The sequence below is a fragment of the Erwinia sp. E_sp_B01_1 genome (assembly GCF_036865545.1).
Lineage (GTDB): Bacteria > Pseudomonadota > Gammaproteobacteria > Enterobacterales > Enterobacteriaceae > Erwinia.
In genome coordinates this window covers 2,213,747-2,236,910 of sequence record NZ_CP142208.1, presented here as the reverse complement: position 1 = coordinate 2,236,910, position 23,164 = coordinate 2,213,747, and the positions used below count along the sequence as shown (strand labels likewise).

23 protein-coding genes and 1 pseudogene are annotated in these 23,164 nt (G+C 54.0%); 12 read left to right on the top strand and 12 right to left on the bottom strand.

Annotation, left to right across the window (positions count from 1 at the left end; translation table 11 throughout):
- Positions 1-9: 9 nt before the first annotated feature.
- From VRC33_RS10720 to VRC33_RS10705, 4 genes are all read left to right on the top strand, one after another.
- Positions 10-744: a GntR family transcriptional regulator gene (locus VRC33_RS10720; protein WP_338563666.1), complete on the top strand. Its 735-nt coding sequence runs from the start codon at positions 10-12 to the stop codon at positions 742-744.
- A 115-nt stretch (positions 745-859) separates the two neighbouring features.
- Complete coding sequence (locus tag VRC33_RS10715) at positions 860-2,245, top strand: glycoside hydrolase family 10 protein (RefSeq protein WP_338564247.1); 1,386 nt, start codon at positions 860-862, stop codon at positions 2,243-2,245.
- 308 nt (positions 2,246-2,553) lie between these two features.
- Positions 2,554-3,894, top strand: coding sequence for an MFS transporter (locus VRC33_RS10710; protein ID WP_338563664.1), 1,341 nt, complete (start codon positions 2,554-2,556; stop codon positions 3,892-3,894).
- 341 nt (positions 3,895-4,235) lie between these two features.
- A complete protein-coding gene (locus tag VRC33_RS10705; protein WP_338563662.1) occupies positions 4,236-4,598 on the top strand; it encodes a hypothetical protein in 363 nt (120 codons plus the stop codon).
- A 155-nt stretch (positions 4,599-4,753) separates the two neighbouring features.
- On the opposite strand, the gene VRC33_RS10700 is transcribed toward VRC33_RS10705, so the two are convergent.
- Together VRC33_RS10700 and VRC33_RS10695 are read right to left on the bottom strand one after the other, a co-directional pair.
- Positions 4,754-5,698 carry a hydroxyacid dehydrogenase gene (locus VRC33_RS10700; RefSeq protein ID WP_338564245.1) on the bottom strand — a complete coding sequence of 315 codons (945 nt, stop codon included), beginning with the start codon at positions 5,696-5,698 and terminating at the stop codon, positions 4,754-4,756.
- Positions 5,698-6,390, bottom strand: coding sequence for an RraA family protein (locus tag VRC33_RS10695; protein ID WP_338567654.1), 693 nt, complete (start codon positions 6,388-6,390; stop codon positions 5,698-5,700). Before VRC33_RS10695 ends, VRC33_RS10700 begins: the two co-directional genes overlap by 1 nt.
- 170 nt (positions 6,391-6,560) lie before the next feature.
- Here VRC33_RS10695 and VRC33_RS10690 point away from each other — a divergent pair, with 170 nt between their 5' ends.
- Positions 6,561-7,280, top strand: a complete 720-nt coding sequence (locus VRC33_RS10690; protein ID WP_338563660.1) for an IclR family transcriptional regulator — start codon at positions 6,561-6,563, stop codon at positions 7,278-7,280.
- 151 nt (positions 7,281-7,431) lie between these two features.
- Positions 7,432-8,496 (top strand): mannonate dehydratase, encoded by a 1,065-nt coding sequence (uxuA, locus tag VRC33_RS10685; RefSeq protein WP_338563657.1) that lies wholly within the window; start codon positions 7,432-7,434, stop codon positions 8,494-8,496.
- A 96-nt stretch (positions 8,497-8,592) separates the two neighbouring features.
- Here uxuA and tssD read toward each other — a convergent pair whose 3' ends face one another.
- The 3 genes from tssD to VRC33_RS10670 are packed head-to-tail and all read right to left on the bottom strand — an operon-like array spanning position 8,593 to position 9,845.
- A complete protein-coding gene (tssD, locus tag VRC33_RS10680) occupies positions 8,593-9,084 on the bottom strand; it encodes a type VI secretion system tube protein TssD (protein WP_338563655.1) in 492 nt (163 codons plus the stop codon).
- Position 9,085: 1 nt separating this feature from the next.
- A complete protein-coding gene (locus VRC33_RS10675) occupies positions 9,086-9,349 on the bottom strand; it encodes a hypothetical protein (protein ID WP_338567652.1) in 264 nt (87 codons plus the stop codon).
- On the bottom strand, positions 9,327-9,845 hold the full coding sequence (locus VRC33_RS10670) for a DUF2778 domain-containing protein (RefSeq protein WP_338563651.1): 519 nt from the start codon (positions 9,843-9,845) through the stop codon (positions 9,327-9,329). Before VRC33_RS10670 ends, VRC33_RS10675 begins: the two co-directional genes overlap by 23 nt.
- Before the next feature lie 64 nt (positions 9,846-9,909).
- On the opposite strand from VRC33_RS10670, the pseudogene VRC33_RS10665 reads away from it, so the two are divergent.
- Positions 9,910-10,137 (top strand): annotated as a pseudogene (locus VRC33_RS10665) (DUF4172 domain-containing protein); the annotation flags it as partial.
- Positions 10,138-10,217: 80 nt separating this feature from the next.
- On the opposite strand, the gene VRC33_RS10660 reads toward VRC33_RS10665, so the two are convergent.
- The gene (locus tag VRC33_RS10660) at positions 10,218-10,853 is read right to left on the bottom strand and encodes a TetR/AcrR family transcriptional regulator (RefSeq protein ID WP_338563649.1); all 636 of its coding nucleotides are present in this window, start codon (positions 10,851-10,853) and stop codon (positions 10,218-10,220) included.
- Between the two features lie 266 nt (positions 10,854-11,119).
- Here VRC33_RS10660 and VRC33_RS10655 point away from each other — a divergent pair, with 266 nt between their 5' ends.
- From VRC33_RS10655 to VRC33_RS10635, 5 genes are all read left to right on the top strand, one after another.
- Complete coding sequence (locus tag VRC33_RS10655; protein WP_338563647.1) at positions 11,120-12,271, top strand: Gfo/Idh/MocA family oxidoreductase; 1,152 nt, start codon at positions 11,120-11,122, stop codon at positions 12,269-12,271.
- Between the two features lie 12 nt (positions 12,272-12,283).
- Positions 12,284-12,535, top strand: coding sequence for a hypothetical protein (locus VRC33_RS10650; RefSeq protein ID WP_338563644.1), 252 nt, complete (start codon positions 12,284-12,286; stop codon positions 12,533-12,535).
- Positions 12,493-13,116, top strand: coding sequence for a sugar phosphate isomerase/epimerase family protein (locus VRC33_RS10645; RefSeq protein ID WP_338563641.1), 624 nt, complete (start codon positions 12,493-12,495; stop codon positions 13,114-13,116). The genes VRC33_RS10650 and VRC33_RS10645 overlap by 43 nt, the downstream gene beginning before the upstream one ends.
- Positions 13,117-13,179: 63 nt before the next feature.
- Positions 13,180-14,421, top strand: a complete 1,242-nt coding sequence (locus tag VRC33_RS10640; protein ID WP_338563638.1) for an MFS transporter — start codon at positions 13,180-13,182, stop codon at positions 14,419-14,421.
- Positions 14,422-14,437: 16 nt separating this feature from the next.
- On the top strand, positions 14,438-15,607 hold the full coding sequence (locus tag VRC33_RS10635) for a dihydrodipicolinate synthase family protein (protein ID WP_338563636.1): 1,170 nt from the start codon (positions 14,438-14,440) through the stop codon (positions 15,605-15,607).
- A 78-nt stretch (positions 15,608-15,685) separates the two neighbouring features.
- On the opposite strand, the gene VRC33_RS10630 is transcribed toward VRC33_RS10635, so the two are convergent.
- Genes VRC33_RS10630 through VRC33_RS10605 form a run of 6 tightly spaced genes read right to left on the bottom strand, consistent with a single transcriptional unit; the run spans position 15,686 to position 23,030 of the window.
- Positions 15,686-17,269 (bottom strand): cytochrome c, encoded by a 1,584-nt coding sequence (locus VRC33_RS10630; RefSeq protein WP_338563633.1) that lies wholly within the window; start codon positions 17,267-17,269, stop codon positions 15,686-15,688.
- Positions 17,262-18,866: a GMC family oxidoreductase gene (locus VRC33_RS10625; protein WP_338563631.1), complete on the bottom strand. Its 1,605-nt coding sequence runs from the start codon at positions 18,864-18,866 to the stop codon at positions 17,262-17,264. Before VRC33_RS10625 ends, VRC33_RS10630 begins: the two co-directional genes overlap by 8 nt.
- 17 nt (positions 18,867-18,883) lie before the next feature.
- The gene (locus VRC33_RS10620; RefSeq protein ID WP_338563629.1) at positions 18,884-19,387 is read right to left on the bottom strand and encodes a sugar dehydrogenase complex small subunit; all 504 of its coding nucleotides are present in this window, start codon (positions 19,385-19,387) and stop codon (positions 18,884-18,886) included.
- 55 nt (positions 19,388-19,442) lie between these two features.
- A complete protein-coding gene (locus tag VRC33_RS10615; RefSeq protein WP_338563627.1) occupies positions 19,443-20,840 on the bottom strand; it encodes a cytochrome c in 1,398 nt (465 codons plus the stop codon).
- Positions 20,840-22,468 (bottom strand): GMC family oxidoreductase, encoded by a 1,629-nt coding sequence (locus VRC33_RS10610; RefSeq protein ID WP_338563623.1) that lies wholly within the window; start codon positions 22,466-22,468, stop codon positions 20,840-20,842. Before VRC33_RS10610 ends, VRC33_RS10615 begins: the two co-directional genes overlap by 1 nt.
- A 22-nt stretch (positions 22,469-22,490) precedes the next feature.
- Entirely contained in the window at positions 22,491-23,030 is a 540-nt protein-coding gene (locus VRC33_RS10605) for a sugar dehydrogenase complex small subunit (protein ID WP_338563620.1), read from the bottom strand.
- Positions 23,031-23,164 lie beyond the last annotated feature (134 nt).

Here is a 23,164-nt window from a genome sequence, read left to right as displayed (position 1 = left end):
AGAAAGCAGATGGTCGATGGCATCACAGAGAAGCAGAAAGAGGTTGTGGAATACATCCTCAGCAAAATCAAAAATGAAAGCCTCCTGCCGGGAGACAAGCTGGATACTGAGATTGCTATCGCCAAAAACATTGGGATCACCCGCGCCACCGTGCGTGAAGCTACGCGTATTCTGATTGAACAGCAGAGGATCTACCGGGTGAAAGGCTCCGGGCTTTTTGTGGGTTCCATCGGAATAAGTAACCAGTCGGGGAGATTCCATGCCCTCTCGCCTTTTGATTATCAGGCCCAGAAACACGGTTATAAAGGCGTCAGGAAGGTCATCTCTGTCAGCATTATGAAAGTCCCCTCGCCTGATATGGCGCAGGCGCTCCGCATCAAGAACAGTGACCAGGTGTATAAAATCTTACGCCTGATGTGCTTTGATGATATCCCGGTGGCGCTGGAGCATGTCCATCTGCCGGTAAGCCTGTTCAGCAGTATGGAGTTCAGCAAACTGGAAATATCGAAATACTCTTACCTTGAGCAGCTTACCGGTAAAAAAATCCAGCGCAGGGACCAAAATCTGACGGCAATCAACCTGACCGATCCTGATATTCTGCTTTTACTTAATCTGACGGAGAATGATGCCGTTCTGGAGATCAATGAAACCGTTTATCTGGACGATGAAACGCCCTGCGAGGTGAATATAGCGGTGATCAATACCCGGCTTTTCCCGTTGAGACAGAACTCGCAAAGGCCCTGACCCCGGCGGCCTTTACCCACGTAAGGCCGCTGCTGTTCTTCTGAGAGATTGACTTACGGTCTGATAAGAAGAGAATGTTTCTTTTTACGCATCTGCCTGAAAAAGGACATTTCTCATCGCCAGTTTCCCTCGCTTACCTGCTGTTTCCGCAGCCCTGAAATCTGGCGGACTGATTGTCGCTGCGCTTTTGCTTGCCCACTGCGCTTCAGAGCCACCGAAATCGCTGGTCACGCCGGTTACCCCTGTTGTTAAAGCCCCGCTTCCGGTCAAACCTCAGCCGGCCCATCAGCCGGTGCGTGGCGTCTGGTTGACCACCGTTTCCCGTCTGGACTGGCCACCGGTCTCATCCGTGAATATCAGCTCCCCGGCCCTTCGCATTAACCGGCAGCAGCAGGCGCTGAAAGACAAACTGGATAAGCTTAAAAGTCTCGGTATTAATACGGTGTTCTTCCAGGTGAAACCCGATGGCACCGCGCTGTGGTCATCCAAAATCCTGCCGTGGTCAGATATGATGACGGGCAATATCGGTGAAAACCCGGGCTATGATCCGCTGCAATTTATGCTGGATGAAGCGCACAAGCGGGGAATGAAAGTGCATGCCTGGTTTAATCCCTACCGGGTGTCAGTCAATACCAGACCCTCCACCGTTGCCGAACTCAATCGCACCCTGTCGTTAAATCCTGCCAGCGTCTATGTGCTGCACCGCGACTGGATCCGTACCTCAGGTAACCGCTTTGTACTGGACCCCGGCATCCCGGAGGCCAGGGACTGGATCACCAGCATCGTGGCTGAAGTTGTTGCCAACTACCCTGTGGATGGCGTGCAGTTTGATGACTATTTCTATACCGACTCGCCTGACTCCGCCCTTAACGACAACCAGACATGGAAAAAGTATGGCCAGGGATATAGCTCAAAAGCGGACTGGCGGCGTCATAATACGCAGCAGCTGATTGCCCAGGTTTCCCGCACTATCAAACAGCTTAAACCGGATGTTGAATTTGGCGTCAGCCCGTCTGGCGTATGGCGTAACATTTCTCACGATCCGGCAGGTTCAGAAACCCGTGGCGCGGCAGCTTATGATGAATCCTTTGCCGATACCCGTGGCTGGGTGCAACAGGGCCTGCTGGATTATATTGCCCCGCAGCTTTACTGGCCCTTTTCGCGTGATGCAGCCCGCTACGATGTGCTGGCAAACTGGTGGGCGAACGCGGTCAAAAACACCCACACCCGTCTCTATATCGGGATTGCGCTGTATAAAATTGGTGAACCTTCCAGGGTGGAACCTGACTGGATGATCAAAGGTGGCGTGCCCGAACTACAGAAACAGCTCGATTTAAATGACGCCCTGCCACAAATCAACGGCACGATTTTATTCAGAGAAGATTACCTCAACCAGCCCCAGACTCAGGAAGCGGTCGGCTATCTTCAAAGCCGTTGGGGAAACCCTACAGCTGAACAAAACGAGGATTTGCATGGCGATGCTGGAAAGCCTGGGGATTGAGTTAGTGGACTGAATTCTATTATGCAGCAGAAAGGCTTCTGCCGCTGACCATCGTTTCCCCCTCATCAGCCAGTCTGGCCTAAAGACTGGCTGGTACCCCCTCTGAAAGTAATAAACCCTCTGCAAATCACATAACAGACCAATGAACACAACAAATCTGTGACATTTAACACAACACTCTCACAATCATTTGGCGCAGATGACCGTTAAAAAGGATACTAATTTCACTGTGTACATCATAGTTTTACACAGTAAAACAGGCGGCTTTTTTTTCGGGTTGCATGCAACATTTAAATGTGGGGAACATCATGTCTGAAAAATTTCATGACAGCTCATCGGGCACTGATATAGAGCAGGAGACGGTAAAACGGGTTACCTGGCGGATCTTGCCTTTCCTTATCGTCTGCTATCTGATTGCCATCATCGATCGTGGCAATATCGGCATGGCTTCGTTACAGATGAACGAAGATCTGGGCCTCTCTAAAGCGGTGTTTGGATTTGCCAGTAGCTTATTCTTTATCGGCTATTTCATTTTTGAAGTCCCCAGTAATCTCGCCATGCAAAAAGTGGGCGCTAAAATCTGGATCTCACGCATCATGGTCAGCTGGGGCATTGTTTCAGTCTGCACCGCTTTTGTTGAAAGCGCCCAGATGCTCTATGTCCTGCGTTTTTTACTGGGTGCCGCCGAGGCAGGATTTTTCCCCGGCGTCATTCTCTATCTGACTTACTGGATCCCAGGTAAATACCGCGCACGCGTCATCGCTACTTTTATGGTTGCGATTCCAGCCGCTAACTTTATTGGCTCCCCCATTTCTGGCGCCATTCTTTCGATGGACGGCTGGTTTGGTTTACGTGGCTGGCACTGGTTATTTATCCTTGAAGGCATCCCTGCTGTTATCCTGGGCATTGCCGCCTTCTTCGTGCTCAGCAATCGTCCTGAAAACGCCACATGGCTGACTAAGCCGCAAAGAGAGTGGTTAAGTAACAAAATCGCTGAAGAAAACGCTTCACGTAAAGCTATTGGTCATATCTCACTGTGGCAGTTATTACGCCACAAACATATCTGGGTGATGGCACTGATCTACGCTGGCGCTTCTGCCGCAGGCTCCACGCTGAGCGTCTGGTCGCCACAGTTACTAAAATCCTTTGGTCTGGATAACTTTACTACCGGTCTTGTGAATGCCATTCCTTATGGTCTGGCTTCTGTGCTGATGATTGTCTGGGGACGCAGTTCAGATCGCACCGGCGAACGCCGCTGGCATACAGCACTGACCCTGTTCCTGATTTCGGCTGGCTTACTGTCTGCCTTCGTTCTGCAATCACTGGCTGGCAGCGTGATTATCCTGTCGATGATTCTGGTCGGAGCGTATTCAATGAAAGGCCCGTTCTGGGCACTGGCATCCGGCTGGCTTTCTTCCTCCACAGCGGCCGCAGGACTGGCCGCCATTGGTGCCATGGCTAACCTTATCGGAGGGGGATTGATGGTCAACGTTTACGGCATGATCAACGAACGTACTGGCAGCCATGCGCTGGCCATGCTCCCTCTCGCGGTGCTTTGTCTGGCAGGCGGCATTAGCGTACTGGTAATGGGAAGAAAAAAGGCCGTTAATATGGAGATCAAAAAGTCAGTTACCAGCACGGGCAAATAACGCTTCTTTACTACGTCTGTTGCAGAGGCCCCGGCATTCAGTGCAGGGCCTTTTTTCCAGCAGAGTAATGCTCCCACGGCCAGCGGACTCGGCTCTGCTGAGCAACTTTTCATAAACGCTCTCTGAACCTGCCAACAGGGTTAATATGATCGGATATCCTGAAGAAGAATCAGGGTAACCAGTCTGACTACCAGCAGGCGTTAACCAACCTGAGGCTGTACAGAGCTATTCTCAGCTTTTGTCTGATTCGGAGATCCGATCGCCTGATTTTAGTGGCTCATGAGAGATAAAAATGATTATCATTCGATAAGATTATCTAATCAAATGAAAGGGAATTTGTGATGCGCAGGATTTTGAAGATAGCTTCTGGATTAATTTTTGGACTCATCGTTGTAATGAGTCTGTGCGTACTGGCTTTATACATTGATATACGTCTGGGTTATAAGGCTGATGTGAAAGCCTGTCCGAACGTTAAACCTTCTGAAGCAATAGCGGCTGTCATCCGGGATGTCATCCGTCCCACCAATCAGGTCTTTGCGAAGTATCACTTATCTGCGAATGATGTCTCAGTTAATCTTAACGAAGTTCAGATCGGACCATCTGCAATACTGGTGCCTTTCCGCATCTCAAAAGCGCCCCAACGAGAATTTTTCGGCATGCCGCGCTGCTCAGTGCTGTCCAACATTGAATATGCTTCAGATTAAATAGCTTGATGTGCCTACAGAGGGTTATAAACAGATAGCTGCCCGCATCAATGATCCACCGCTACGCCAGTAATGTGTAGACCAGTCATCACGGCCGTGTTTGACGGAGATATTCACGCATGAGTCAATGCTGCGGGCCTTTCTTTAGTCAAACTTCATCCAGCGTTTACGGTGTCACTGGCTTCCAGCGTTTGAACAACATTGCTGGCGGCAACCGTGCCCATTTTCACATAAGAGTTATCGCTTACCCCGGCAATATGGGGTGAGAGGATCACGTTATCTACTGACTGCCAGAGATGTGGCGCTTCAAGAGGCTCCTGACTGAAACTGTCCAGAGCTGCCCAGCTAAGCGTGCCATTGTTCAGCGCCCGGACCAGAGCCTCGTCATCGATAAGTCCTCCGCGCGCCGTGTTGATCAGAATGGCCCCCTTTTTGAAGTGGGCCAGCAGCGAATCATCGATCATTTTCCTGTTTTGATTTGTCAGGGGGCAGTGAAGCGAGACAACATCAGACTGAGTAAGCAGATCGCTTAGCTGCTCTGCCACGCCACATTCTGCCGGGAAGCTTTTCGCCCAGGGATCATAAGCGATGACATTCATCCCCATGGCGCGGCCAATAGTGGCCACACGGGTGCCAATTGCTCCCAATCCTATCAGTCCAAGCGTTCGTCCTTCCAGCTCCAGTGATTTGTGTCTGGACTTATCCCAGTGTCCCTCACGTAAACGCCTGTCCAGAGGGATAACGGATTTTGCACAGGCCAGAATCATCGCCCAGGTATGCTCAGCAACGGCCGCTGCGTTAGCACCCGGAGCCGATTTAACACCGATATTACGTGCTGCTGCGGCTTGCTGATCTATGACATCTGTTCCACTGCCATGCTTAGAGATCACACGAAGTGACGGAGCGGCATCCATGATTTGCGCGCTGATTTTGCCGTATCGTACAATGATCGCTATAGGATCGTATTTTTTGCATAGTTGGATCAGGTCAGCTTCACCGGGCTGTTTCCCGGCGAAAATCAACTGATAGCCCTGTAATAGCTCAACGGCTTCTTCAGCTAAATCGCTGCCCGTTACCAGAATATAACGTTGCTCAACCATCACAGAGTTTCTCCTGATTTCAGCATACCCGCGTTGCGTAAAGCCTCTTCAAGCCATCCGGGACGAAGATTCCCCTCTTTAATAGCTGCTATCCGGCGAGTTTCGCTATCAAGTTTTTTCTGCGCCAGCTCAAGGACAGCAGCCACCTCATCACGGGGAATGATCACCACGCCATCGCAGTCAGCAACCACCAGATCGCCTGGTTCTACCGAAGCGCCTGCAACAGAGAGGGGGGAATTAACCCGGCCAGGTATGGCTTTAGTGGGGCCACAAGGATTCAGGCCTGCCGAAAAGACCGGAAACTTATTGGCAATCAGGGCGTCTGCATCCCTTACCGCACCATCAATAATGATGCCTGCTATCCCAGATGCCTGTGCCTGAGTTGTCATGATTTCACCAATCAACGCGCAGCTCAGGTCGCCTTTGCCATCCACCACAATCACGTCGCCAGGCTGAGCAATAGCCAGAGCGGCATGGATCGCCAGATTATCACCGGGACGCACTTCCACCGTGATCGCAGGACCAGCCACCTTCATCTCAGGGGAAACGGGTTTAATACGGCCATGTAAGGTGCCTCTTCTTCCCGCGACATCGGCAAGAATGGCAGCCTGAAACAGTGACGCCTGACGAATATGCTCTGCCGGCACGCGGGACACAGTACGATTGATAAACGGTTTTTCCTGAGCTGACATAGAGGACCTCACATTGTTTTACTCCGTACAACCATGTTGTACAATACGAAACTACTATATCTTTGCTCCGGCGGTATTTGCCAGTGTTAAGACTTTGTTTGTGATGTAAACACGATGTGACTCACATTTTTCAGGTAGACTTTGACCCGGTTTACACAAGGAGAAAGAGAATGGGAAACGAGGGCGTAATAGCCGTTGAGAAGGCGCTGTCTTTACTGGACTGTTTTAAACCTGGGGAAGAGAGCCTGTCGCTGACTACGTTATCTCAGCTCTCTGGCTATCATAAGACCACGGTTTACCGGCTGATGAATTCACTGGAGAGAATGGGCTACGTGGTACGCCATGAAAACGCAGCCTATACGCTGGGGCCACGCCTGCTCTATCTGGGCAAGCTTTATGAACAATCTTTCCATCTGGCAAGCATCGTTCAACCCGAGTTGCATGCCCTTGCCACAGCCACAGGTGAAAGTGCCAGCTGGTATGTGATTGATAATGGCCAGCGCCTGTGCCTGTTCCGCGCAGAGTCATCTGAAGGACTGCGTCACACGCGTTTGCCCGGAACCTATTTCCCTCTTGATAACTCTGCCATTGGCCAGGTTCTGAGGCACTGGGGAACGGATGAACAACTTTTCGATCGCAGTCCCCCTCTTCCTCTGTTCAGTTCTGGTGCCCGCGATCCGCACATTGCTGCCTTTGCCTTACCGGTTTTTGGCAATGATGAGAAACTGGTGGCGGCCCTGGCGCTGACGGGTCCCTCATCCCGACTGACTCCTGAGCGCAGTAATGAGGAGATCACCGCTCAGATGTTAAAGGCAGCCAGCAAACTTTCGCTGCAACTTGGTGCCAGTAAGGCGTTCTGCGATCGGTTTTATTCTGAACATTTTGCCTGAGATTCTGCCAGCCAGAAATTGCCTTTTCCCTGACGGCTAAAACAGCGTCAGGGAGAGTTTCTGTGACCCCCATCACCCCAATCTGCAGCGAGCTGGGTATACTGGTATGGTAGACTACCAGATAACCTGTTCAGTATAGCGAGATGACAGTATGCAAATGACAATGCGTTGGTTTGGGCCAGAAGAGGACAAAATTCCACTGGAGCACTTTCGTCAGGTTCCCGGTGTGGAGGGGGTGGTAGGGGCCCTTTATGATGTGCCGGTCGGTGAAGTCTGGCCAAAAGATAAAATTCAAAAACTGGTGGGTCAGGCTCAGGCGGCCGGGCTGACCATGGAAGTGATTGAGAGCGTCAATATTCATGACGCGATCAAAATTGGCAACGAGAGCCGCGATCGCTATATCGCCAACTATCAGCAGACCATTCGTCACCTCGCCGAAGCGGGTGTTAAGGTGATTTGTTATAACTTCATGCCGGTATTTGACTGGATGAAGACGGACATGAATTATGTCCTTCCGGACGGCTCCCTGACCATGGCGTTTGAGAAGAAGGGGATCGACAAAAGCCTTGATGAAGTTGTTAAAGAAGTTCTGGAAAACTCAAACGGCTTTGCCCTGCCCGGCTGGGAGCCAGAGCGCCTGGCGAAAGTGCAGGATCTGTTTGCACAATATAAAGACGTGGATGACAACAAACTGCGTGAAAACCTGGCTTACTTCCTGAAAGCGGTGATCCCGGTCTGTGAAGAAGTCGGCGTTAAAATGGCTATCCATCCCGATGATCCACCTTATTCTATTTTCGGCTTGCCGCGCGTGGTAAAAAACCGCGACGACCTGGACTGGATCTGTAATGCAGTGGATTCAGAAGCCAACGGTATTACTTTGTGCACCGGCTCGATTGCAGAAGATCCGGAAAATGATGTTTACGCTATTCTGGCTGAATTCTCGCGCCGCAACCGCATTCATTTCGCCCATGTGCGAAATATCAAAATTATTAAAGACAAAGATTTTTACGAGTCAGCGCATCCAACACAATATGGCTCGCTGAATATGTATAAAGTGATCAAATCCCTGCATGATAACGGCTTCGATGGCTATATCCGTCCCGATCATGGCCGCTTCATCTGGGGCGAGACTGGCCGTCCCGGCTATGGTCTGTATGACCGCGCCTTAGGCGTAACCTATCTTATGGGTTTGTGGGAAGCCGTCAGTAATCAGTAAATTCTCAGGGCGGGAAATTGTTCCCGCCCTGGTTATACTCTTTATACTACTCGAAAATATCAGGGATTATCAGAGAGCAGATGTCCCTCCTTATATTTAAGCGGTAGGGCGTTCGTTCCATGCATCTGAATGCTGGATATTTCCATCTACAATGCGCCATGTGATTTTTTCATACTGTAAGCTGATACTCTCGACGTGGTTCATCTTATCGTTGCCCGCTAATTTCACATTCGGTACACCACAATTAACGCTTGTAACCTTTACGCTTTCCAACAACACGTTGTAATAGCAAACTTCCTGCCCGGCATCATTGATATGGTAGAATCGAATTTCAGCGCTTTCAAGCGTCTGCCCAGTTGTAGCAGCTTTATAGAGGTAAGGTGTAGAGCTATCGACTTCCTTCTCTATCATCATGGAAGAGTGCTGTCGGGTGCCGGTTATCTTCCCATTGGCATTATCAACCGGCAGGTTAATTCCATGACTCAGGCCAATAATCTCAATGCTTCCTTCACGATCCTGAATATCTACAGAACCCTTAATGTCTGCACCGCCATCGTCTTTTAGCCACATATATGGAGGGATTGGCATTTCATTTTTTCCTTATTTTTTTGATTAAATCCATCGTTATTAAGTAAATAATTATGGTGATAGTCGTCACGCATGTAACATCAATGTAAAAATAAGCGTCATACATTGATTCAGCATTCACATCGCCGCTAATTGTCTGGGCAAGCAAGCCTGCAAAATCGCGATTGATATAAATTTCAGGACTGCCAACGGTTCGAGCCACGGCAAGCATGAGAAGTAAGAATATAGCGATTTTTATAGCCCTACGGGCAAGTGTTCGAGCCACTGGCAACGACCTCAATCCAGCCCAGAGCCATAAGGGAACGCATGCAGGGAACTGGCATCGGGGATGTGTTAAGTAAAGCATTACGGATTCGCGCAAAGTCCGTATTATGAGCAATCGTTATACACCCTTCTGACAGTACGCCTGGATGAAGTCTGAATAACCCACGATAAATACCCTTTATCCATGTGCCGTCGTCAATGCCCCAATCATCTTTATATAGAGCAAACCATTCATCGCGGCTAAATTCAGCCCCATAACGCACTTTATTCCATGTGTCCTGAATTTCAGCTTTTCGCTTTGAGAAAAAACCACCAGATCCACGCTCAACAATCCAATATTTACCAGGAGGGAGTGGACCATCGCCTTTGATAGCACCGCAGGCACCTTTATTCCTGTAAACACCATTACCAGAAAAAGCCATAAAGACGCCTACGCCATAAAGTTCAAAAGGAGCGTAATCAGCACCATTCAGAACCATTTTTCCTTGTAACGCCATAAACCACCTTTATCCTTAAAGTTTGCATGGTTTATGATACAGAAAAATAAATTTATGCACTATTTTAAGTCCTGAACAAACCAAAGTGGTGAACCGCCTGCTTGAAGGCGGCGAACAGGGATTTGAGGAGGGCATCAACGCCAGTCAGTATCAGAAAGTGGCAAAAGTCAGTAAAGCCACGGCAACCCGTCACCTGGCTGACCTGCTGCAGAAAGGCTGCATTGAGAAACTGGAAGGCGGCGGACGGAGTACCCGTTATCGAATAGCAAAAATCAACACTGCTGAAAAGTGACAACGTCACATCGGTTACCTTCCGAATTTTATGCCTTGTTGCCTGAGGCAGTTATCCCCTGATTTTCGCCCTGCTCCCTCTCAGGGCTTAATCCAGGCGGCGATACACTCTTTCATCACCCGTAAACGTTCGTCCAGCGCGGCTTTTTCGCCGAGGTCTTTCTGGTAGAGAATCGACAGGGTCGACTGGTTAATCAGATAAAAGAAACCTAATGCAGAGATATTGATATTCAGTTGCATCACATCGATATCTGCGCGGACATTCCCCTCCTGCCGGCCTCGCTCCAGCAGTGCCTGAGTAATGCCGATCCAGCTCTGGTTAATCTGCACCGTAACCTCAGAACCTTTGAGATGACGGGCCTTGAGCTGATTTTCGCTGTTAAGAAGCCGGATAAATTCAGGATTTTTCAGATAGTAGTGCCAGGTGAATTCAACCAGTTTCAGGATCGCTTCGCTGGCCGGAATAGCGTCCAGAGACAGGGCCGCTTCATGCTCGCGGATATCACGGTAGGCATCTTCCAGCACGCGGGTAAACAGAACGTCTTTATTGGTGAAGTAATAGTAGATGAGCTGCTTATTAGCCTCAGCACGCAGGGCGATGCTGTCCACTCTTGCGCCATCAAACCCCTTCTCAGCAAACTCAGCACGCGCCGCCTCAAGAATGCGCACCTGCTTATCTGCCGACTCGTTTTTATCCTTAACACGCCTGGTAGCCAAACCGGATCCCCTGATTTTATCGACTTTTCTCAGCATTATAGTGCCTCATTTCACAGGTAACACAAGGCGGATAATTTTTTCAACCAACTAGTTGGTTATGTGAAACCGATCAAAGTCAAAATTGAAACCGCGCTCTATAGTGAGTTTATCAACTACCTGGTTGAATGATTATTACCCACTCCCGGTCTGTGGGGCTGAGACAATCTGCGTTATGTGGTTTGACTCACAAACTCCCTGACTGACCCACTCTACTGCGAGGCGATTAAATGGCTCAGATTCCAGTTGGCATTATCATGCATGGCGTTACCGGACGAATGGGGAAAAACCAGCATCTGATTCGATCGATTGTGCAAATCCGGCAACAGGGCGGCGTGCAACTGGCCAACGGTGACCGCCTGATGCCCGACCCCATTCTCATTGGTCGTAACGCAGAGAAAATCGCCGCGCTGGCGGAAGAATTTGGCATCACCCGCTGGGGGACCAGCATTGATGAAGCGCTGGATAATCCTCATGACATCATCTTTTTCGATGCCGCCACTACCCAGGCACGCCCTGCTCTGTTGAAAAAAGCCATCAGCAAAGGCAAGCACGTTTACAGCGAAAAGCCGGTGGCGATGGGGCTGGATGAGGCGTTGGATCTCTACCATTTTGCCCGTGAAAAAGGCATCTGCCACGGCGTGGTTCAGGACAAACTTTGGCTGCCGGGTTTGCAGAAGCTCAGGCTGCTTAATGAATCCGGCTTTTTTGGCAAAGTGCTCTCTGTGCGGGGTGAGTTCGGTTACTGGGTGTTTGAGGGTAATCTTCAGCCAACTCAGCGCCCTTCCTGGAACTACCGCAGTGAGGATGGCGGCGGCATCATTCTGGATATGATTTGTCACTGGCGCTATGTGATCGACAATTTGTTCGGGGATATCAAAAGCCTCAGCTGTATTGGCGCCACCCATATCCCTGCGCGCTGGGATGAAGAACATAAACCTTATCAGGCCACTGCCGACGATGCCGTTTATGCCACTTTCGAACTGCACAACGGAGCCATAGTGCAGATCAACAGCTCATGGTGCGTGCGGGTCCGGCGTGACGATCTGGTGACTTTCCAGGTGGATGGCATCAACGGCTCTGCGGTCGCCGGGCTGACAGACTGCTTCACCCAGGCCAGCGTAAACACCCCCAAACCCGTCTGGAACCCGGACGTGCGCCAGACCCATAACTTTTTCGAAGACTGGGCGGAAGTGCCAGACACGCAGCACTATGACAACGCTTTTAAAGTGCAGTGGGAACTCTTCCTGCGCCATGTCTGGGGCGAAGGCGACTACCGCTGGGGCCTGCTGGAAGGGGCGAAAGGATTGCAACTGGTCGATCTGGCATTAAAAAGCTGGAAAGAGCGTCGCTGGATTGATGTGCCATCGCTGGAACGCTAAGGGGAACACCAGATGAACCATCCCGATCCGCAAAAACTCTCGATCAATACGGCAACCCTGCGCCAGCAATGGGATCTGCGGCAGATTATCGAAGGCTGCGTCCGTCATGAAATCCGTGGCATTTCACCCTGGCGGGATCAGGTCGCCGCCCTGGGCCTTAAAGAAACCGCGCGGCTGATCCGCCAGCATCAGCTCAGGGTAACCGGTTACTGTCGGGGGGCATGTTCCCGGCCGTTACCGCTGAGCAACGGCAGACCAGACTGAACGATAACTTCCGGGCCGTAGACGAGGCTCTGGAATTAGGCGCGGCCTGCCTGGTATTGGTTGTGGGCGGATTACCGGCGGGGTCAAAAGACCTTAACGGCACGCGCCAGCAGGTACGGGACGGCTTAAGTGCCCTGCTGGAATATTCCCGCCCGCTGGGGATGCCACTGGCCATTGAACCGCTTCACCCGATGTATGCCGCCGACCGCGCCTGCGTAAATACGCTGAAACAGGCCAACGATCTTTGTGACGAACTGGGTGATGAGGGGCTGGGGATCGCTGTCGACCTTTATCACACCTGGTGGGATGCCGATTTTCACCGTGAAATTGCCCGTGCGGGCCTGAAGCGCCTGCTGGCCTTTCATATCTGCGACTGGCTCAACCCCACGCAGGATATGCTGGAAGATCGCGGCATGATGGGCGACGGCGTAATAGATATCCGCGGTTTTCGTCAGGCCGTGGAAGCCCAGGGCTACACCGGTTTTCATGAAGTTGAAATTTTCTCCCGCCTTAACTGGTGGACTAAAGACCCCGATCAGGTGCTGCTGACCTGCAAAGCACGCCACCTTGAGCACGGTTAACATCATCCTGCTTATCAAGCCGAAAAGCTGTTTTCGTCGGTCAAGAGACATGTCGAGGAAGAGATGAATACAGATACCCGAAAAATGATCCTGGTGACCGTGCTCTGCGGGCTGGGTTACATGATGTACTCCGTTGACCGCATGACGGTCTCTTCAGCAATAGGGCTGATAGCCCCGGAATTTGGTCTGGGCAAAGGTGAGAGCGGCATCATCCTCTCCTCGTTCTTCTTTGGTTTTATTCTCTTTCTGTTTATCGCCGGAATTATTGCCGACAGACTCAGCGGCAAGCCGGTATTGATCCTCGGCCTGATGCTGTTCTCAGTAGCCACCCTGCTTACCGGCGTGGCGGGTAGCCTCTCCAGCCTGATTTTTTATCGGGTGATGACCGGGGTTGGCGAAGGGATTTTCTGGCCTGCCGCCTCGCTGGAGGTGGCGAACGTCACCAGTGAAAAACAGCGCACCACGGTGATGTCGCTCTACTGGATGGGCTATCCGATTGGGGGTTTCCTTGGCACCTGGATGGGCGCAATGCTCGGGCCGGTATTTGGCTGGCGGGTGGTGTTCTACGTTGCCGGTGCAATGGGGATTCTGGTGGCGATCCTTTATGCCGTACTGGTGAAAAACGATCGCAAACCGGCTCAGCTTGCCGCACGTCAGGCCGCAGAAAAAGTGCCGCTGCGCACGCTGTTCCACCATGCGCCGGTGATGATGATGGCCCTCTACTATTTTGTGCTGCTGGCCGGCTGGTGGATCGTGCTGCTGTGGGCACCTTCTTATCTGATGCAGGTTAAAAATTTGTCGATAGGAATGGCAGGCACCATTGCCAGCCTGCTGGGGCTGACCGGCGCACTGGGGGGCTTCCTGTTGGGCCGCTACTGTGACAAAGGGGACTTTCTCCGCCGCAGGAATATTTTGATGGTGATAACCATTGCCAGCGGGCTGTTGATGGCGGCTATGGCAATCAACCTCTCGGTGCCGCTGGTGGTGATGCTGGTGATGCTGTTGGGTTTTCTGGGCTACCCCATCACCCCCATAGTTCTGTCGGTAACGGCGGAGCTGGTTCCGCCTTCACTGCGCGGTTCGGCTATCGGATTTGTGATGAATATGGGCATGGCCGCCGGAGGCATCTCGCCAATCCTCGCCGGGTATCTGGCGCAGCACTACAGCCTGCAACCTGTCTGGCTCGCCGCAGCGGCGGTGATCCTTTGCAGCAGTTTCGTCCTGCTGGGCGTGCGTAAAGTGCCGGTTACCACAGCCAGTAAAGCGGGTGAGCCGCTACCCCAGGGCCATCTTGTAAAGCATTAACTCAGAGGAAGCTGCTATGACCATCAGCAATAAAGTGCGTTTATTAGACAGTCACGGAAATCCCTACAGCTACGTGGTAAAAGGGGAACGAAGCTGGAGTGTGCCACATAAACCCGTGTTTAACCGTCGCGTATTTGCCGCCGCTCATGTGGTGTCCGATCCTGCACGGATGCAAAACCCCCTGACGGATAAGGCCATCGACTGGGACGCGACGCTGGAGTATCGCCGCCACCTGATGTCGCTGGGCTTTGGCGTGGCCGAAGCGATGGACACCGCCCAGCGGGGAATGGGGCTGGACTGGGCCACCAGCCTGCAATTGATCCAGCGCAGCGTGGAACAGGCGAAAGATTTTCCCGGAATGCGTGTTGCCAGCGGCGCAGGGACCGATCATCTGACCGACTTCAGCGGCCTGACAGTGGACGATGTGATTGCTGCCTATGAACTCCAGATCGCCGCCATTGAGGCCTGTGGCGGCAGCATTATCCTGATGGCCAGCCGGGCGCTGGCCGCCATTGCCAAAGGCCCGGAGGATTACATCCGGGTTTATGACACCGTTTTACGCCAGGTGAAGCAGCCGGTGATCCTGCACTGGCTGGGAGATATGTTTGATCCGGCATTACGGGGCTACTGGGGTGAGGAGCAGATCCATAGCGCGATGGAAATTTGCCTGGCGGTAATCCGTAATAATGAGGCGAAAATCGACGGTATAAAAATTTCGCTGCTGGATAAGGATCGTGAAATTGAGATGCGCCGTCAGTTGCCAGCCTCGGTGAAAATGTATACCGGCGATGATTTTAATTATCCTGAACTGATTGCCGGTGACAGCCAGGGCTATTCTCACGCGCTGCTGGGGATTCTGGATGCGATAGCCCCGGCGGCGGCGGCGGCCCTTCATGCGCTGGCTCAGGGAGATAAGGATCGTTATCATCAAATTCTTGCGCCTGGCTTGCCGCTGGCACGGCATATTTTTGCCAGCCCGACGCAGTATTACAAATCCGGTATCGTGTTTCTGGCCTGGCTGAACGGCCACCAGCGGCATTTTACTATGCTGGGCGGAATGCAAAGTGCACGCAGCCTTACGCATTACTGCGAGCTGTTCCGTCTGGCCGACGAGGCGGGACTGCTGGAGAATGTTGATGTAGCGTCAGAGAGGATCTGGCTGTTGGCAAAGCTGCACGGGATTTAAAGGTATCCCTCCGCTTTACGATGAAAGCGGAGGGGGATTGTAATTCCTGCGATTCTGCACCCAGCGCAGAGATGTCGTTTAGCGCCGACGGCGCCACCACCAAACTGCTAATGCGAGGATGACGACTATCGCGCCCACCATCCCACCCTGGGCCAGCAGTAACAGCGGCGAAGGATCGCCACCCTTACGTAATGCCTTAACCCGTTCCGGGGTGATGCGCACTTTACTGTGGCCGAAATCCTCCATCAGGTAGTTAGTGACCTGGGCAATCTGGCTGTCGGTCAGTTCCCGATCGAAGCCGATCATCCCCTGCCCCTTTTCGGGCCAGACGCCCTGCAGCACCGCCATCGCCACGTTATCTGCCACAGGCTTATCCAGCACCGGGTGGCCTTTCAGCGCAGGCAAGCCGTTAAGTCCCTGCCCCTCCAGATTGTGGCAGGCCGCGCAGTTATTACGGTAGACGCGCTCGCCTTCACTCATCCGGGACAGGGCACGGGGCGTATCGTCACCGGTTATCAGCACGGGGGCGGGAGCCCGCGCGGACCGCTTATCCGCCTGAGCCTGAGCCTGAGCCTGAGCCTGAGCCTGAGCCTGAGCCTGAGCCTGAGCCTGAGCCTGAGCAGTGGAGGCTACCCCGTCCAGAGCTGGCGTGCTGGTCTGCTTTGCCGCTGACGTTACAGCTCCGGCCTGCTCTGGCTCAGCACTCCCTTCTGGCAGAAGATAGGCGACTATCGCCTGGCGATCGTCTGGCGTCATGCGCGCAAAGCTTTTGTCGATCGCTTCCAGCATCGGGCCGCCTGCCGTTGCACCATTATCCGCATGGCCCGTAGCCAGATAAGCCGCCAGATTCTCGCGCGTCCAGCGCTGCCTGGTCTGCAAGGCCGCAGCGGTGATAGCCGGTGCAAACCAGGTGCCGAGAGAAGCGCCCTGCAGGTTTTGCTTCTGCTGCTCCGCCATCAGGAAGTTTCTTGGCGTGTGGCAGGTGCTGCAGTGGGTTAATCCTTCCACCAGATAAGCGCCACGGTTCCACTCTGCCGACTGCGAGGGATCGGGCGTAAAGGGTTTGGCATCCAGGAACAGCAGATTCCAGGCCGCCATGCTGAAACGCAGGTTAAACGGAAACGGCAGATCGGTTTTTTCCGGCTGCGCATCTGAAGGTTTCACACCCTGCATAAAGTAAGCGTAAAGCGCGGAGACATCGCTGTCGGTGAGCCGGGCATAAGCGGTGTAAGGCATCGCGGGATAGAGGTTTGCCCCATCGGCACGAACACCTTTGCGCAGCGCATCCGCAAACTGCTGCTCGCTGTAGTGACCAATGCCTGCCGTGGCGGAGGGCGTAATATTGGTGCTGAAAATGGTGCCCAGCGGGCTGGCGATGGCGTGCCCGCCGCTGAACGGCGCTTTGCCTTCCTGAGAGTGACAGGCCCCGCAATCGCCCGCCGTAGCCAGATATTCACCGCGCCTGATCAGATCGAGGTTCTTATCCGTAGGGCCATTATCAACCTGGCTTGCAGACTGGTCACTGTGAACCTGATGCCCGGTCTGACTGACTTGCAGGCCATTTTTAGCCGTGACCTCCTGACCCTCAGCAAACGCCAGAGAGTGATTCAGACTCAGAATCAATGCGCTGAGAGGAAGTACGCATCTCAGTAAATTACCCATGCTGCGTCTCCTGCAGGATTTTGTCTGCGGTGCGCAGCGCCAGGGCCATCGCGGTCAGCGTCACGTTGCAGGTGCCGACCGTTGGCATCACGCCCGTGCCCACCATAAAGAGGTTTTCATGATCGTGAGCGCGGCCCCAGGCATCGGTAACACTGGTTGCCGGATCCAGCCCCATCGAAAGCGTGCCGGTGATGTGCTGACGGTTAGAGAACTTGCCACTTTTGCTGTGTTTGATATTAGTGGCACCGAGTTTTGCTGCGATGGCGTCATAGCATTCGCGGGTTTTCTCCGTGCCGCGGATAACATAGTCATCCACATTCCAGAACAGCGCAGGCGTGGGCAAGCCCAGCGGATCTCTGTTTTTGCTGAGCGTGACCCGGTTAGCCGGATCGGGTAGCTGCTCCAGCGCATTTTTGATGCTGAGGCGACGGGCTGCCCGGAAGCGGATCTGCTCCTCAAGCTTGCGGCCAAAGAAGCCCTCTGCCAGCGCTTCTTTGGTCACCGACGCCACCTGTGAAGCGTTAGAGATATCGATGCGGAAAGGCGAATGCTCGCGGCGGAAATCACCGTCGCGGAACTGACCAATAGAGCACGGGCTGACCGGCCCACGGCCTGGCCAGATCTCTTCATCCACATCGAAAGTCACCCCGATGGCGGGATGGTCACAGAGATTACGCCCCACGTTGTCATGGCTGTTGGCAATGCCCTGCGGGAAGCGATCGCTGACCGACATCAGCAGCAGCTTAGGGGTTTCGATAGCATTGGCGGCCAGCACGAAGGTTTCAGCGGTGACACGGTGGCTGACCTTGTTCCAGTCGTAGTAGTTTGCCGCAACAATCTTGCCCTGGCTGTCATGTTCAAGCTGATACACCACCGCTTCAGTGATGATCTGCACGCCGCTGGCTTCCGCTTCCTGTGCGGCCAGTCCGCCGTGATATTGCGCATCGATGGGGCACACCGGCATACAGTTGTTATTGCCGCAACAGGCGGGACGCCCGTCATAACTGCGGCTGTTGCGCCCGGTGCTGTCATCCAGCACGGTAAAGTCAGGAGCCAGACGGGCGGTAACCCGCTGTTGCAGCCAGGAAGCAGGAACCCGCTCCATAGGATAAGGCTTGCTGCGGGGCGAGCCGTTATCCGGCGATCCTCCCACCCCGGCAATCACTTCGGCCTGATAGTAATAGTCTTCCAGGTCCTGATAGCCAATGGGCCAGTCTTTGCCCACGCCATACGCGGAATGCTGACGGAAATCATTCGGCACAAAACGCCAGAGCTGCGCCGCCCAGTGCCAGCTGGTGCCGCCAAACATCCTGATGTACTGCGCGTTAAACGGATGTGGGCCAACCTGTTCTAAATAGTCGTTTGGCTCAGGCGTGTAGCGCGGGTGCGGCGCAAGAGGCGAAAACGGATAGGGCGACATAAAATCGGATTTAAAAGCGGATTCGCGGAAACGCTCAACCAGCTGGTCGCGCCCCACTTTCGGGCCGGATTCCAGCAGCAGTACGGATTTACCGGCTCTCGCCAGGCGGGTGGCCAGCAGCGACCCGTTCACGCCCGCGCCAATCACCACCACATCGGCAGTTCTGTTCTTATTCATCAAATGACTCTTTTTATTCAGGGCTGTTCAGCCCAGCTACCACAGGCACCGTAAGAGAAGCCCGGCGGAACCAGTTTGTCTTTCACCAGCTGGCTGGCAAGCGTGCTGGTATAGGTGACATACAGCGCTTTGTTACCTTTACCCACCACGCCGTTGTACCAGCCCGCCAGAATCGCTTTCGCCAGGGTTTCGCCAATGGCATCGCTTTTCGGGAACTGCAACCGATCCTGCTCTAACAGGTCTGGCTGGTTATGCAGCAGCGCCTTTAGCTGGCTCAGACCGACAATGAAATTTTTCTGCGTCAGGTTCAGCGCATAAAAGAGGGCGGCTCCCACCGTCTCGTTCAGGTGTGCCTGCTGCGTCAACTGCGAGGAGAGCTGCATAAAGTCAGCCAGCGCGGCCGCTCTGGGCCTGGGCTGGGCTGCGTTAAGTGCTGGAAGCGGCATCAGGTGCCCGGCAGCGCTGGTCACGGCGATCAGCCCCACCATTTTCAGCACGCCACGGCGTGAATAGTGCTTCATGTTTCTTTTCCGGTAGTCAGAGTCGCCAGCGAACCGGCGACGAAGTAAAGGGGGATCACGCAACAGCCTTGCGGCGTTTACGCCGCCAGAGGAGGTAGCCCACCAGGCCAGCCGCCGCCAGCGCGGCCACCGCCACGCCAGCCTGCGCCATCAGCACCAGCGGTGATGTCGCTCCACCTCGCCGGATATCGGCAACCTGGCTGGCAGTAACGGTGACGCTGGCATTGCCATACTTCTGCAAAATCCAGTTCGACAGCGTAGCCACCTGCTGATCATCAAGGTGATTCAGCGCTTCAGGCTGCCCGCCAAAAGGAGGCATAAACACGTCGCCCTCCGCCGTTTCGCGCTTCACGCCAAACAAAATGGTGGCGATCAGGTTTGAAGGGTTGTTTTCAGCGGTGGCGCTGTTGTGGAACAGGCTGGGATAGAAGCCATCAGCCGTTCCCTGCGCGCTGCTGCCATGACAGGAAGCACAGTTGCCGGAGAAGAGTCGTGCACCTTCATCAGGGGTGGGAGCAGCAAAAGCATCGCCACGGAATGCGACCAGATTATTGCCCGGCTTGCCCTGTCCGAAACGGGAGCTGCCCGCAGCCTGAGTTGTGTTGCCCTGCACGCTGCCGAGGTAGTCGGCAATCGCCGAAAGATCCTCAGCTGAAAGGTGCTGGAAGCTGTGGCTGATGGCTTCCGCCATGCTGCCTGCGGCCTGGGCTTTGCCCGCCAGACGGCCAGTGCGCAGATAGGTGACCAGATCCTGCTGCGACCACTCTCCAATGCCGCTGACCGGACTGGCGGTGATATCCGGTGCAAACCAGGCGCCCACCTGCGCCCCGCTGTAGGCTTCGTCCTGTTTTTCCTGCATCAGGAAACCACGGGGCGTGTGGCAGGTACTGCAATGGGCGGCCCCCTCCACCAGATAACGTCCCCGGTTCCAGCTTGCGGACTGCGAGGCATCAGGCGTGTAGCCGGGCGATTTCAGGAACATCGCATTCCAGAACATCATCGAAAAACGCAGGTTCAGCGGGAACGGCAGATGGGTTTCTTTAGTGGGTTCATCCACTGCTTTCACCCCGCTCATAAAGTAAACATACAGCGCATGAATATCTTCATCGGTCAGCGTGGCGTAGGCGGTATAGGGCATCGCCGGATAGAGATTCGCCCCGTCGGCCCGCACGCCTTTTCGCAGCGCATCGGCAAACTGCTGCTCGCTGTAATGGCCGATACCTGCGGTTTTTGACGGTGTGATATTGGTGGCGACGATCTCACCCACCGGCGATGCAATCGCGTTGCCGCCCGCAAAAGGTTTAGCTGCAGAGCCGGTGTGGCAGGCAGTACAGTCTGAGGCCACGGCCAGATACTCGCCTTTTTTCAGCAGTGCCGCCTCGTCATCGGCGCTGGCGGCCGGACCGCACAGCATTAACAGGGCGATCAGGCCGAGCTTCGTTTTCAGCTTCATCACACCGCCCTCGCCTGTTTAACGATCGCATCGGCAGCTTTAAACGCCAGCGCCGTCATGGTCAGCGTGCTGTTGCCACAGGCGGTGCTCGCCATCGCACCGCCGCCAGGCAAAAACAGGTTGGGATGATCGTGCGCGCGGCAGTCAGCATCCACTACCGAGCTGGCCGGATCGTTGCCCATAATGGTGCCGCCCATGATGTGTTTACTCTGGTTAAACTGGCTGGAGAATTTCTTCTCTGTCGCGCCCATCGCCGCGGCAATTTTATGAGCAATCGGCATTGAGTAGTTTTTCAGCGAGCGGCGCACATAGTCCCCCACGTCATAGTGGATGGCCGGTTTCGGCAGGCCGAGCCAGTCTTTTTTATCGGATAACGTCAGGCGGTTGTTGGCGTCCGGCAGGATCTCATGGGCCAGCACGATATCGGCGGTGCAGGCGGTCATCCGCCGGATCTCTTCATCCAGCGCTTTGCCCACCAGCCCTTTCTTCAGCGCGCCAAAAGTCACAAAGCGGTTGCGGGCGAAGTTATTGAAACGGAAATAGGCACCGGCATGTTCTGAACGGAAATCCCCCTGCGAGGTTTCCATAATGCCGCTGTTGACCACCGGGCCAACGCCTGCCCAGTAAGGCTCTTCCAGCGTGACGGTCATGGTGATCTGCGGATGGTCCATCATATTGCGGCCCACCTGATCGGAACGGTTGGCGATGCCGTTGGGATTGCGGGAATCTGCCGACATCAGCAGCAGTTTCGGGGTTTCCAGGCCGTTACAGGCAACGATAAACAGCTTGCCGCTGACGCGATGACTCTGTTTATGCTGGTCGTAATAATGTACCGCTTCGATATGGTTCTGCTGATTGGTTTCAATGCGCCAGACCACCGCATTGTCGCGGATGACGGCTCCCTTAGCCTCCAGCCGTGACAGCGCGGTTGAGGCATCGTACTTAGCCCCGACCGGGCAAACCGGCACACAATTGTTATTGGCGCAGCATGCCGGACGGTCGTCATAAGAGGTGCCGCTGTTACGTGCCTGAGCGGTGGGAATGTTGTGCAGGCCTAGCTGCTCTTTCACGACCTGGGTAAAGCGTGCTTCGCCCGGCCCAAACGGCAGTGCGGGCATAGGGTAAGGTCTGGATCGTAAAGGAGGCCACTGTAAAGCGGGATCGTCAGGGCCGCAAATGCCCAGCTTGTATTCCGCACGGGCGTAATAAGGCTCCAGGGTGTCGTACTCAAAGGCCCAGTCGCGCCCCACGCCGTAGCGCGTGCGTAGTTGCATATCCGCCGGGGTCAGACGCCAGCAGGTGCCCGCCCAGTGCCAGGTCGATCCGCCGGCATAACGCACGTAGCTCTGGGCATAAGAGTCTTCACCGCTGAGTTGCAGATAGCCTTTGCCGGGCCCCGCAGGTTCAGGATGAGGTGCCCACTCGCGCGAGGGATAGCATTCTATAGGATTCGCTTTCGCGCCCAGCGGCAGGTTGCGGTAATTTTCAACGATTTCAGCGCGGGAAACGCGCGGACCAGCTTCCAGCATCAATACCGGAATACCGGCATCCAGCAGTTGTTCAGCGATCACCACACCGACCACGCCGGTGCCAACGATCACCACAGGTGACTGAGAAGGGGCTGTCATAATTTATCTTCTTATAGGGGATTCAGAATGTCGGTAGCGGAAGAACCGGTGTGTTGATGCGTTGCCAGTTATTGGGACCACTGATGCCATAAGAGGGAATGGTGATCGTATCCAGCGTTGTCTGCCAGGTCAGCGCCTGCTCAAAGGCAAAGCTTTTTGCAGCGCGGGTAGGTTCAAGGCTGCCGGTGTACCAGCCAAAGATGATCTTGTGCGCCAGATCCTGGAGTTCCCCCTGCGGAATAGCCGGGAAAAAGTCCTCCACGATCCGGGCGTTGTGGGCACGGGCGATGGCAATCAGCTGGTTAAGGTTATCCGGCAGTCCCTTCTCTTGCGCGGCAAGCAGCCGGAGCATACGTTGCCCTACCGCCTCATCAAGTTGATGATTTACCAGCAGTCGTGAGAGCTGCATAAAAGGGGTGAAGTGTTCAGAAGCGTCTGCCAGGGCAAAGCGAGGCAATACGGAAGTCATCACCCCACCGGCCATGATAACGGCACCCGCGAGTAAAACCTGGCGACGACTTAGCTGAACGTTTCCTGAAGAAGGTTCATTAGAATTACGCATGGTATATCCCTGACTGTTCACATAGCTCAAAACCACCCGGCTGGCGGGGGTAGACATCAATTTTTAGTTTTAATCAGCCTGAAACGCACCGCACTACCATACTAAACGGCATGCTGGCGTCGCTCATAATCACA